This window comes from Limnobacter humi, from assembly GCF_024518835.1.
GTDB lineage: Bacteria > Pseudomonadota > Gammaproteobacteria > Burkholderiales > Burkholderiaceae_B > Limnobacter > Limnobacter humi.
Genome location: NZ_JANIGO010000007.1, coordinates 38200 through 48894, shown reverse-complemented (window position 1 = coordinate 48894; position 10695 = coordinate 38200). Strand labels below are relative to the sequence as shown.

Below are 10695 nucleotides of genomic sequence, written 5' to 3'. Positions count from 1 at the left end.
CCGAATTCTCGTCCAAGCATCCGGTTGAGGTCCAACACCTCGACCGGTTTACGGCAGACTGCACCGGCCCAAGGGCTTGCTGCACCTGCCTTTTTTCACGTCCTCGTTTTCCCTTGGTTTGACCTTTACAGCGCGTTTCTGTGCTGACTTTTGCATTTTTTACAACTAAACTCCAGGTATACAAAAAATATGCAGGTTTGTGCGTAAAAACCAAACTGCGAACAGGTTGTTGGGATGCAAGACTTTCAGCAGGCGTTTGTACAAGCCTTCACCCTGATCGGCTCGGCCGATCCAAAACTCGTTGAGATCATCTCGCTGTCGCTTCAAGTCACCTTGACGGCCGTGTCGGTGGCTTGCGTCATCGGTTTTCCCTTGGGGGCATTGCTGGCCGTGGCCCGCTTTCCAGGTCGGATGGGTGTCGTGGTGCTGCTCAACTCGCTCATGGGTCTGCCGCCGGTGGTGGTCGGGCTGTGCATTTATTTGATGCTGTCAGCCGCTGGACCATTCGGTTATTTGCGCCTGTTGTACACCCCCACGGCCATGGTGATCGCCCAAACCGTGTTGGTCACGCCGATTGTGGCGGCGCTGGCCCGGCAGGTGATTGAAGACCTGCACGCGGAATACGATGAACTGCTGCGCTCCATGCATGCATCCCGCTTTCAAACCGTGTGGACGCTGCTGGTGGATGCGCGCTATTCGCTGCTGACAGCCGCGTTGGCCGGTTTGGGACGGGCTTTTGCCGAAGTGGGTGCGGTGGTGATTGTCGGTGGCAACATTGACCGCGTTACCCGCGTCATGACCACCACCATCGCCTTGGAAACGTCCAAGGGCGAGCTGGCCCTGGCCTTGGGCCTGGGGTTTATCCTGATCCTGTTGTCCATCCTGATCAATGGCAGCCTGTTTGTGTTGAAACAGACCGCGGAGCGCATGTCCTATGCTTAAGGTCAACACGGACATTCGCTTGTTGGCACCAGCGGTTACATCCGCAGATTTGCTGCCGTTGACGCTGCGCAACATCAGTCTGCGGTTTCGGACCAAAACCGTGTTCGACGACTTTAACTTAAGCCTGGACAACACCGGCATTACCGCCATCATGGGCCCCAACGGCGCTGGCAAAAGCCTTGCGCTTCGTCTGTTGGCCGGTTTGGTCAAACCCGATTCGGGTTTCGCACTGGCCGGGTCATCCCGGTATTTACCCCGCAATCGATTCGCCATGGTGTTTCAGCGGCCGGTGCTGTTACGCCGAACCGTGGAGGGAAACCTGCTGCATGCGCTCAAGGTGGCCGGTCTGGATGCCACCGAGCGACCAATCCGCTTGGCTGAATTGCTGGCGTTGGGGCAATTGCAAAACCTGCTGAAATCGCCTGCAAGGCGGCTGTCCGGCGGCGAGCAGCAGCGCCTCTGCCTGTTAAGGGCCTTGGCATCGCGCCCCAGCGTGCTGTTTCTGGATGAACCCACCGCAAGCCTGGACCCGCAAGCCACTGCGCTGATTGAAGACCTGATTCGCCGCGTGTCCGCCTGTGGCGTGAAGGTGGTGGTGGTCACCCATGACCAGGGGCAGGCTGCGCGGATTGCAGACGAAGTGGTGTTTATTCACCAGGGCCGCGTGTTGGAAAAATTGCCCACACCCGAATTCTTGAAAAATCCATCCACCCCCCAGGCCAACGCCTATTTGGCGGGTGAATTGTTGATTCATTGATTGATGTTGTACACACAGGAGACACACACCATGATGCACCGTTTTACTCGCGCGGTTGCCGCGTTTTCATTGGCAGCCGCCACCATGGCCACAGCCAGCCTTGCGCAGGCGGCGGACAAGTTTATCGTGGTGCAGTCCACCACCTCCACACAAAACAGTGGGTTATTCGATTACTTGCTGCCCAAGTTCACGGCCGAGACCGGCATTCAAGTGCGTGTGGTGGCGGTGGGTACGGGCCAGGCCATTAAAAACTCGATGAACTGTGATGGGGATGTGCTGCTGGCCCATGCCAAATCGGCCGAAGAAAAGTTTGTGGCTGAAGGCTATGGTGTGAAGCGCACTGATGTGATGTACAACGACTTTGTGATCGTGGGGCCCAACAGTGATCCAGCCGGTATTGCAGGCTCCAAAGATGTGGTGAAGGCCATGGCCACCATCGCGCAAAAAGGTGCACTGTTTGCCTCACGTGGCGACGACAGCGGCACCTACAAAAAGGAAATGGAAGTTTGGCAGGCCGCCAACGTGGATGTGAAAGCAGCCAGCGGCAAGTGGTACCGCGAGACAGGCTCTGGCATGGGTGCCACACTGAACACCGGCGTGGGCATGGGCGCCTACATTTTGGCGGACCGGGCCAGTTGGCTGGCCTTTGGCAACAAGGCCGGCTACAAAATTGTGGTGGAGGGCGACCCGGTGCTGTTCAACCAGTATGGCGTGACGGTGGTGAACCCGGCGAAATGCCCCAATGTAAAAACGGATTATGCCAACGCCTTTGCCAACTGGTTGTTGTCTGCCAAAGGGCAAAGCACCATCACTGGCTTTCAGTTGAATGGCCAGCCCATGTTTTTCCCGAACGCGCCCAAGGCCAAGGGCTAGTATCAATGTTGAATGGCTGAGAGGTCAGCGGGTTGTCAAGCCAACCACACCACCGAGCCCAGGCCGGTGGTGTCATAACCCCGAAGCTGCGCTGCCTTGGTGCTGAAAGCAAGGCTTCGCGAAAAACCCAGCAGTGTTTGAAAAGGCTTTTCAAAGAAACTTCGACGGTCCACCAACAGGTCGAACCGCTCCTGCCGTGTTGGCACAAACCCCAGCCCAAACTGTGCGGCCATGCATTCCAAACCGGGTGCGGCATCGGCCTGCCCGCTGGCCACTGCAGCCAGGGCCTCACTTTCTGTTCGGCATATCGCCGTGGTGTGAATGGATTCCCTGGCGATCTGCTGTTCGCTCAACAACGTGTTTAAAAGAATGCTGGCCCCCGCCCCGGATTGTCGCAGTGCGATGCGTTTACCGGGCAAGTCAGCCACCCCTTGAATGTTCATGGGGTTGCCCTGCGCCACAATCAATCCTTGCTGGCGCCATGCCCATTGAATGAGCACCACGGGCTGTTGGTCGAAACGGGTTGATACAGCGTGCTGGTTGAATTCGCCCGTGTTGGAGTCAATGACATGCAAACCGGTTGCCATGGCTGAACCCTGTTCAAACACATCCAGCCCGGCCAGACTCCCGTCCAGTTGCAAGGCGATTGCGCAATTGGATTCCCGAATGGCCCATTCCAGCAAGGGGTCATGACTGCCAGCCAACACACTGGGGCGCACTGCATGAGCTTGTGGCGCAGTCGGTGTGGCGCTGTCGTGACGGGACACCCAGTCCAAAAAAGGTTGTTTGGGGAACAACAGTTTGCCAGTCAGCTTTACACAAGGTACCCGGCCCTCCGAGGCCAGTTCATAGATTTTCCGTTCCTTCAGGCGAAGTATGTCCGCCACCTCTTTGGTGGTGAAAAACTCGGGTGTGACCGGGCTGTCAGGATTGCTGGGCATGCTGTGTCGGATTGGTGAGGGCAGTGGGGTGCGTTACACACCCGTCAAGGTTAACAGATTCAATCCCCCCGATTTTTCTTAGGTGTTAAAGCCGGGTTGACGGCAAGGCAGGAATGTTTACACTGGCACGGTTTATTGACCTTCAGGATGCAGGCTGTGCTCAAGACCTACGGATTTTCATTGGTGTTCTCATCGGTGTGCACCGCATTGGCCTTGTGGTGGGGGCATCACACAGGCATGGGCATGTTGCCCGCCCTGTGGCTGGTGGCTGTGTTGGGCATTCTGGAAATTTCACTGTCGTTTGACAATGCGGTGGTGAATGCCGCAGTGCTTCGGCAAATGACGCCGTTCTGGCAAAAAATGTTCCTCACCATCGGCATTTTGATTGCCGTGTTTGGCATGCGCTTGCTGTTTCCGATTGTGATCGTGGCAGTGATTACGGGCCTGGACCATTCAGCGGTGGTTCAAATGGCCATGAACAATCCGGATGAGTACGGCAAGGTATTGACTGACGCCTACCCGATGATTGCCACGTTTGGCGGTTCATTTCTGTTAATGGTGTTTCTGGGCTTCATGTTGGACCCCGAACGCGAGATTTTCTGGTTGACACCCCTGGAAAGCCGCCTCATTGAATTGGGCAAACTGGACAGCATGAACGCATTGCTGGCGCTGATTGCGGTCTCTGTCACCGCGCTGGTGGCTGACCCGGCCCTTCAATTCAAGGTGCTCCTCAGCGGCGTTTCCGGCGTGGTGCTGTTTGTGGCCATCAGTACCCTGGACCAGTTGTTTGAACAGCGCATGGAAGCCATGACTGGCGAGAAGACCGCGGGTGGTCTCACCAGCACGGTCGGGAAGATGGGCTTTTCTGCGTTCTTGTACCTGGAAGTGCTGGATGCCAGCTTCAGCTTCGACGGTGTGGTGGGCGCTTTTGCCATCACGCGCGACGTGGTCATCATCATGCTGGGCCTGGCCATTGGCGCTATTTTTGTTCGGTCAATCACCATTGACCTGGTGCGGCGCGGTGTGCTGGAGCAGTATGTGTACCTGGAGCACGGTGCTCACTATGCGATTGGCGTACTGGCCGCCATCATGTTTGTGGGCACCAAGGTACACATTCCCGAAGTGGTTACCGGGGTGATTGGTATTGCATTTATCGTGGCGGCGTATGGGTCGTCGGTGCGGGCACGGCGGGGTTAGCCGGCAACAGTCAATCACTTGGCGTTCAAGTGCTTTAGCGCATACGAATAACCCAGCCATCCCATCCCGCAAATCACACCCTCTGCAATGTCGGACAAATAGGAGTGGTGCCGAAAGGCTTCCCGCCGGTGGATGTTGCTCAAGTGCACTTCCACAAAGGGAATGGCCACACCCGCCAGCGCATCGCGAATGGCAATGCTGGTGTGGGTGTACCCGCCAGGGTTGATCACGATGCCGTTTACATCTTCCACCTTGGCTTTGTGAATGCGGTCAATGAGGTCGCCTTCGTGATTGCTTTGGTAAGTCAGCAGCTCAAACTTTTCCTGCTCGGCCTGTTGGTGTAGCGCCTTTTCAATGTCCAGCAAGGTCATGTGGCCATACACACCCGGTTCGCGGGTGCCCAGCAGGTTCAGGTTGGGGCCATTGATGAGCAGCAGTCGTTTCACAGGAATCTCCGAGTCTGGTGGCGCACTTCTAATTGCAATTCTTGCATTCTAGTCCATGCGGGCTTTGGGCTACACTCGTGTGCAACAACACAACACACGAGACAGACACCATGAGTACCCAAATCGATGCAGTCATCAACCTCTTTTCAGGCACAGTGCGCGGCTGGCGCTGCACCTTGGTGCGCGGACGCGCCCGCAAAACCCCGGAGAAAATCCTCAAGCTGTACGACATTGAAGTCAGCCCTTACTGCCGTTTGGTACGCGAAGCCCTGTCCGAAATGGACTTGGACGTCATGATTTTGCCCTGTCCAGCCGGTGGCAAACGCTTCCGTCCTGAAGCCAAAGCCCTGATTCCCAACACCACATTTCCCATGCTGGTGGATGACAACACCGGTGTCGTCATGAATGAATCCGCCAACATCATTGACTACATTGCCACCACCTATGAGGGCAAGGTGCGTGCACAAACCGGTTTGGGGCGGCAGTTGGCGGTCGGAACATCCATATTGTCCAGTGTTTTTCATGCAAGGCCTGGTGGTTTGACTGGCATGAAGGCACGTCCATCCAAGGCACCTGAACAGCCCTTGATTTTGTACAGTTTTGAAGCCAGCCCGTTTTCCAAGCCTGTGCGCGCACGCCTGTGCGAACTTGAAATTCCGTATGTGTTGAAAAATACCGCCAAGGGCGCCATGACCGACATGGGCCCACCGGCATTCCGTGACAAGCTGTTCAAGGCACCGAAGGGCACCACACCCAACCGCCAGTGGCTGGCCGAACAGACCGGCAAGGTTCAAGTGCCTTACCTGATCGACCCCAACACGGGCGTGGCCATGTACGAGTCGAACGATATTTTGAAATATCTGGACAAAACCTACGGGGTTTGATTGACTTGGGCGTTTTGTCCCGCGAGTAAGCTCTGTTTCAAACTGGGGATGTCTTGGGTCGAGACATCCCTGACCTTCCAAATGCGGAACAGTTTCACCACCTGGAGCGTGATGAATTCCGTATGACCTGACACATTCAACTCGACTTGAATACGCTGAATTTTTTTTCGCGATGGCATCGATCGAATATTTCTGACCTCAACTGCACTCGGATCCTGACAGCTGCAGAGTGGATCTGCTGAAAGTTGTCCCAGTTCACCGCTGGTGGCCTGTTTTTTTTGTTCTTGAAGAATCAGTTGGAGAAGTGGCTCGGCGTATATACGTTCAGGCTTGTCCAGTGACGATGTCGTCGAATCGCTACGATAGATTTCTGAGTAATACGCTTGTATCGCTTGCACTGCGCTCGAGTCACGCTCGACGGCTTGAGTGGAAAACGAGGTGGACAAGCAAAGCATGAATACCAGGGCGCTGACGAGCGCTTGGATAGGTCTTTTCATGATGGATCGCCTGCGTATTTGAAAATTGCGACGTCTGGAGAAACCTGACGATACAATGCGCCACCCCACATATCGATTTGTTTGAAATCGGAGTACCAAAATTCGCCGGTGAACATGGCAATGTGGCCTTCAGAACGACCACCAGGAACGTTGGGGATAACGGCTATGTCACCCAGCTCAGGTTTGTATCGACGACAATCTTGATTGTCAATTAAGACCCCCTTCGTCAAGCGAATATTTTTGAAGCCGTATCGCTCAAGTATCGGGTTAAACAACTTGGCTTGACCAATTGTTGGCCTAATCATTACCCCACCTGCGTCCAGTGCAAGCCTGATGTGCAAAGCACACTTACTCTGGGGAGTTGCAGATGCCAAACTGATCAGGGTTGACACTGCTTTCTCAATATTGAACATTTTTCGCTCGCTCCATGGTTTCGGCGCGATGTTCAAACACGTTCAATGTGATGAGTAGAAACACCCAGTCCGATGAAGTGAACTCGGGGGATGTTCAGCGGAATCCGATTAATGTTTCCGCACAACAACGCTACCGATCGAGTAGCCGGCACCGAATGAGCAAATCACGCCGACGTCGCCAGTGTTCAAATCTTTATTGTGGCGGTGAAAGGCGATGATGGAACCCGCCGAGGCGGTGTTGGCGAACTCGTCCAGAATAATCGGGGCCACATCGGCTGAAAACTCTTTGCTGCCCAACAGTTTTTTGGCAATCAACTGGTTCATGCTGAGGTTGGCCTGGTGCAGCCAGTAGCGGCGCACATCGTGGGCAGAGTTCAATCCCAGGGTTTCCAGGTGGCTGCTCATGTGCTCTGCCGCCATGGGGCACACTTCCTTGAATACCTTGCGGCCTTCTTGCATGAAGAGTTTGTCGCGGCCTTGGGGGTCGGCGTCTTCAGAACGGTTCATGAACCCGAAATTGTTGCGAATGTTGTTGGAAAACACCGTGGCCAACTTGGTGCCCAGCACTTCCCAGCTACCCGGTTTGGCGGTTTCCAGTTTTTCCACCAGCACAGCGGTGCACACATCGCCGAAGATGAAGTGGCAGTCGCGGTCCAGCCAGGCCTGGTGAGCCGAGGTAATTTCCGGGTTGACCACCAACACTGCTTTGGCCGTGCCGGTGCGCACGGCATTCACGGCTTGTTCAATCCCGAATGTGGCCGATGAACAGGCCACGTTCATGTCGTACCCAAAACCCTGAATGCCCAGTGCAGACTGGATTTCGACCGCCATGGCCGGATAGGCGCGCTGCATGTTGGAGGCAGAACAAATCACCGCGTCCACATCGGCAGCCGTTTTGCCCGCATCGGCCATGGCCTTCTTGCAGGCGTCCACCGCAATTTCAGCCATCAGGGACAGCTCGCTGTTGGGGCGTTCTTTCAGGTAGGGATGCAAACGATCTGGGTTGAGAATGCCTTCCTTCTCGATCACGTAGCGTTGCTTAATGCCCGAGGCGCTCTCAATGAATGCAGCGGACGATTCGGACAGGGGTTGAATTTCACCGCGCTCAATCGCTGCTGCGTGGGCCGCGTTGAATTTGACCACATAGGCGTTGTACGACTGCACAAGCTCTTCATTGGTGATGATGTGATCGGGAACGAACATACCCGTGCCGCTGATGGCCACTTTCTGCATAGCAAAGCCCTTGGTGGAAGACAGAGTTTTTGAAATCTGCCTGCAATAATAAAGCCAAAGACCAGCGACGAGGGGATTTTAAGCGTGGATTGGGTTGTTGAATTGGGCTGGGCTTTTTGGGCCGACCCAACTCAACAGGATAAACGTTCGCCCATTATTGCAGGGACAGGGCGGGGCGGTTTTCGCCCACCTTGCGCAGTTGCTGAACAATCACCAACGCGGCTTGACCGATGAGCAGACAACCTGCAGCCAGCAAATTGGGGCCTTCCAGGTTGGTGCCATTGATGAATTGAACGCCGGCGTTGACAGTGAAGCCTGTGGCGAGCATGGACATGAACAACACGCCAGGGGTGCGAACGATGGAGTCGATGAACTGTTTCATGGTGTATCCCTTGTACTGTATTGCGGGAAAGTTCGGGGCCCCGCTTTTAACCCCAGCAAACGATGTGTTGTTTGCTTGGATTAATTGTGTACAGTTGTGCACTAAAAATCAATATGCGATGTTGTTTTTTGCTTGAATGATCGCTCTAATATTTTTCAAGTCATTGTTATTAAATAGTTATTAAAAGTTTTTTAATTGTGAACGAAAGTGCTCTGTCGTTCATTCTTGCTTGGGGCCAATCACTGCGCCTGCTTGTCACGGTTTTGCAGATTGTCCTGAATGTCGTTGCTGGGGCTTGAAAGAAGGACGGGCTATCGGTGTTGCTGGGGGTCTGAAAGAAGCAAGACCCACTGGCGTTGCGGGGCGCAATCAAACAGGCCGGGCATTGATAAAACCAGGCTCAACCCATGAGCCCGGTTATTCACAACACCATCAAGCCTCGAAGAAGGCCTTCAATCGGTCGGCATAGCCCATCTTCTCAGCCACGGCCTTGCCCTGCGCGCGGAACGTCTTGTTGACCTTGTCCGTCAACTTGGCCATGCGCTGCTGCGCTTTGGCGTCCATTTCCGCGGTGATCAAGCCCACTTCCACCAACAGGTTGTCATCGGTGTAGGCCGCAGCAATCAGTTCCACCAGCTTTTCATCGCTCAGCATGGCGGCCATTTTCGCCACACGGTCTTTGCGCTGCGCATAAAAGGAAATGTGGAGGTTGGCCGCCGGGTCGGTGATCACTTCCATGATCTCCAGTGCTTTCTTCTCTGGGATGTAATCGGTGAAGCCACCCAGCACATGGTACTCACCCTGTTCAACCAGTTTGGCGGTCACACGCTTGAGCTGATCGACCGGCAATTCCGCCAGCATGCTCACGGATTTTTCAGGGATCTGTTCTCGGGCCACATCCGCCATGAAGTCGGCATCAAACAGCTTGCACAGGCTGACCGCTTTGCTCATGGGGGTGAAGTAAGACATATTGGCCGTGATCATGGGACCAAATACCTTGGTACACAGGGTGGCTGAAATGGAGTCCGGGGCCAGCTTGCCCGCACCTGCGATTTTTTCAAACACATGGCCAAACTTGTTCAGCAATGAGTTTTGAAAACTGATGCGAACCTTTTGCAAGGCCAGTGCATCCAGTTTGTCCAGGTATCCCAGGTCTTCCGGTGTTTTATGCAGGGCTTGTGCCAGGCGGCGGAGTTCGGTGTTTCGGTCCATGATTTACAGCCCCAGAATTTTTTTGACTGCACCGCGCAGCAGGAATGGAATGTGCCCCATGGCGTCGTCCATGCTTTTTTTCAGGGTGGCGTCGTGTTGTTTGTGGGCATGGGCCAAGTCGGCCGCCAGTTTCTTCTGGTCGGCTGCGCTCAGTTTTTCAAGCTCGGGCATCGGTTGTCCGATGGCCTCCAGCAATGCGGGGTCTAGTTTGGGCATGTGTGTCTCCGTGCCTTGTTGTGGTGTGACGTTTTGATGAATGATAACCGTGAATCCCCAGACTGCCCCAAGCCCGCCGGCGATTAGAAGGGAAGGTCAAATTGAGTCGACTGCATTGCACTGCACAATCCACGTACACTCCAACCTTGTTGACACCGTTCGTTTAACACCATGGCCCGCCTGCAGCTGCAATTTTCCGATGACGCATTTATTTTTGAAACCCAGCTCACGGTGCGAATCACCGACATCAATGCGGGCAATCACCTGGCCAACGATTCCATGATCTCCATGATCTCAGAGGCGCGGGCACGCTTTTTATTCCACTTTGGTGTGGAAGAAATCACCGCCGACAAAACCGGGATTATCGTCACGGACCTTGCCACCATGTACAAAAGCGAGGCGCATGCGCGTGACCAACTGCGCTTTGAGGTGGGGGTGATGGATTTCAACACGTACGGATGCGACATTATTTTCCGCATCACTCGGCCTGCGGATGGCCGGTTGATTGCCCTGGCCAAGTCGGGTTTTGTATTTTTCAACTATGCCCACAGCAAGGTGGTTCCCATGCCGGCCGCCGTGCTGGAGACCTTTTCCAAAGCCTTGGCGCGGAAAAAGAATCACTGACCCGGCGAGCTGGTTCAACCCGGTGGCCAGCAGGTGTTGTACAGTCATCGAGTTTTCAAACGATTGTTCGAACGCTTG

14 protein-coding genes are annotated in these 10695 nt (G+C 54.7%); 6 read left to right on the top strand and 8 right to left on the bottom strand.

Translation table 11 applies throughout. The features are described from left to right. The first annotated feature begins 234 nt into the window (after positions 1–234). Genes NQT62_RS15250 through NQT62_RS15240 form a run of 3 tightly spaced genes read left to right on the top strand, consistent with a single transcriptional unit; the run spans position 235 to position 2572 of the window. Positions 235–942, top strand: coding sequence for an ABC transporter permease (locus tag NQT62_RS15250; protein ID WP_256765611.1), 708 nt, complete (start codon positions 235–237; stop codon positions 940–942). Continuing rightward, the gene (locus tag NQT62_RS15245; protein ID WP_256765610.1) at positions 935–1699 is read left to right on the top strand and encodes an ATP-binding cassette domain-containing protein; all 765 of its coding nucleotides are present in this window, start codon (positions 935–937) and stop codon (positions 1697–1699) included. Before NQT62_RS15250 ends, NQT62_RS15245 begins: the two co-directional genes overlap by 8 nt. 30 nt (positions 1700–1729) lie before the next feature. Continuing rightward, complete coding sequence (locus tag NQT62_RS15240) at positions 1730–2572, top strand: ABC transporter substrate-binding protein (RefSeq protein WP_256765609.1); 843 nt, start codon at positions 1730–1732, stop codon at positions 2570–2572. 35 nt (positions 2573–2607) lie between these two features. On the opposite strand, the gene NQT62_RS15235 is transcribed toward NQT62_RS15240, so the two are convergent. Further along, positions 2608–3513, bottom strand: a complete 906-nt coding sequence (locus NQT62_RS15235; protein WP_256765608.1) for a substrate-binding domain-containing protein — start codon at positions 3511–3513, stop codon at positions 2608–2610. A gap of 156 nt (positions 3514–3669) precedes the next feature. Here NQT62_RS15235 and NQT62_RS15230 point away from each other — a divergent pair, with 156 nt between their 5' ends. Then, positions 3670–4710 (top strand): DUF475 domain-containing protein, encoded by a 1041-nt coding sequence (locus NQT62_RS15230; RefSeq protein ID WP_256765607.1) that lies wholly within the window; start codon positions 3670–3672, stop codon positions 4708–4710. A gap of 14 nt (positions 4711–4724) precedes the next feature. On the opposite strand, the gene aroQ is transcribed toward NQT62_RS15230, so the two are convergent. Continuing rightward, positions 4725–5156 carry a type II 3-dehydroquinate dehydratase gene (aroQ, locus tag NQT62_RS15225; RefSeq protein ID WP_256765606.1) on the bottom strand — a complete coding sequence of 144 codons (432 nt, stop codon included), beginning with the start codon at positions 5154–5156 and terminating at the stop codon, positions 4725–4727. A gap of 110 nt (positions 5157–5266) precedes the next feature. On the opposite strand from aroQ, the gene NQT62_RS15220 reads away from it, so the two are divergent. After that, a complete protein-coding gene (locus tag NQT62_RS15220) occupies positions 5267–6040 on the top strand; it encodes a glutathione S-transferase N-terminal domain-containing protein (protein WP_256765605.1) in 774 nt (257 codons plus the stop codon). Here the strand turns inward: NQT62_RS15220 and NQT62_RS15215 are convergent. From NQT62_RS15215 to NQT62_RS15190, 6 genes are all read right to left on the bottom strand, one after another. Next, a complete protein-coding gene (locus tag NQT62_RS15215; RefSeq protein WP_256765604.1) occupies positions 6028–6537 on the bottom strand; it encodes a hypothetical protein in 510 nt (169 codons plus the stop codon). The genes NQT62_RS15220 and NQT62_RS15215 overlap by 13 nt on opposite strands. Further along, positions 6534–6950, bottom strand: a complete 417-nt coding sequence (locus NQT62_RS15210; RefSeq protein ID WP_256765603.1) for a hypothetical protein — start codon at positions 6948–6950, stop codon at positions 6534–6536. Before NQT62_RS15210 ends, NQT62_RS15215 begins: the two co-directional genes overlap by 4 nt. 108 nt (positions 6951–7058) lie before the next feature. Next, positions 7059–8183, bottom strand: a complete 1125-nt coding sequence (locus NQT62_RS15205; protein ID WP_256765602.1) for a beta-ketoacyl-ACP synthase III — start codon at positions 8181–8183, stop codon at positions 7059–7061. A gap of 154 nt (positions 8184–8337) precedes the next feature. Further along, a complete protein-coding gene (locus NQT62_RS15200) occupies positions 8338–8565 on the bottom strand; it encodes a hypothetical protein (protein ID WP_256765601.1) in 228 nt (75 codons plus the stop codon). 432 nt (positions 8566–8997) lie between these two features. Continuing rightward, a complete protein-coding gene (locus NQT62_RS15195; RefSeq protein ID WP_256765600.1) occupies positions 8998–9777 on the bottom strand; it encodes a hypothetical protein in 780 nt (259 codons plus the stop codon). Positions 9778–9780: 3 nt separating this feature from the next. Further along, a complete protein-coding gene (locus NQT62_RS15190; RefSeq protein WP_256765599.1) occupies positions 9781–9993 on the bottom strand; it encodes a hypothetical protein in 213 nt (70 codons plus the stop codon). Between the two features lie 171 nt (positions 9994–10164). Here NQT62_RS15190 and NQT62_RS15185 point away from each other — a divergent pair, with 171 nt between their 5' ends. Beyond that, positions 10165–10617: a thioesterase family protein gene (locus tag NQT62_RS15185; protein ID WP_256765598.1), complete on the top strand. Its 453-nt coding sequence runs from the start codon at positions 10165–10167 to the stop codon at positions 10615–10617. The last annotated feature ends 78 nt before the right edge of the window (positions 10618–10695 follow it).

What these genes read in the sequence shown, in the direction of transcription:
- NQT62_RS15215 (WP_256765604.1), bottom strand. Translation starts at nt 6,537, where the DNA reads ATGAAAAGACCTATCCAAGCGCTCGTCAGCGCCCTGGTATTCATGCTT.
- NQT62_RS15240 (WP_256765609.1), top strand. Translation starts at nt 1,730, where the DNA reads ATGATGCACCGTTTTACTCGCGCGGTTGCCGCGTTTTCATTGGCAGCC.
- NQT62_RS15250 (WP_256765611.1), top strand. Translation starts at nt 235, where the DNA reads ATGCAAGACTTTCAGCAGGCGTTTGTACAAGCCTTCACCCTGATCGGC.
- NQT62_RS15190 (WP_256765599.1), bottom strand. Translation starts at nt 9,993, where the DNA reads ATGCCCAAACTAGACCCCGCATTGCTGGAGGCCATCGGACAACCGATG.
- NQT62_RS15235 (WP_256765608.1), bottom strand. Translation starts at nt 3,513, where the DNA reads ATGCCCAGCAATCCTGACAGCCCGGTCACACCCGAGTTTTTCACCACC.
- NQT62_RS15220 (WP_256765605.1), top strand. Translation starts at nt 5,267, where the DNA reads ATGAGTACCCAAATCGATGCAGTCATCAACCTCTTTTCAGGCACAGTG.
- NQT62_RS15195 (WP_256765600.1), bottom strand. Translation starts at nt 9,777, where the DNA reads ATGGACCGAAACACCGAACTCCGCCGCCTGGCACAAGCCCTGCATAAA.
- NQT62_RS15245 (WP_256765610.1), top strand. Translation starts at nt 935, where the DNA reads ATGCTTAAGGTCAACACGGACATTCGCTTGTTGGCACCAGCGGTTACA.
- NQT62_RS15200 (WP_256765601.1), bottom strand. Translation starts at nt 8,565, where the DNA reads ATGAAACAGTTCATCGACTCCATCGTTCGCACCCCTGGCGTGTTGTTC.
- NQT62_RS15185 (WP_256765598.1), top strand. Translation starts at nt 10,165, where the DNA reads ATGGCCCGCCTGCAGCTGCAATTTTCCGATGACGCATTTATTTTTGAA.
- NQT62_RS15210 (WP_256765603.1), bottom strand. Translation starts at nt 6,950, where the DNA reads ATGTTCAATATTGAGAAAGCAGTGTCAACCCTGATCAGTTTGGCATCT.
- NQT62_RS15205 (WP_256765602.1), bottom strand. Translation starts at nt 8,183, where the DNA reads ATGCAGAAAGTGGCCATCAGCGGCACGGGTATGTTCGTTCCCGATCAC.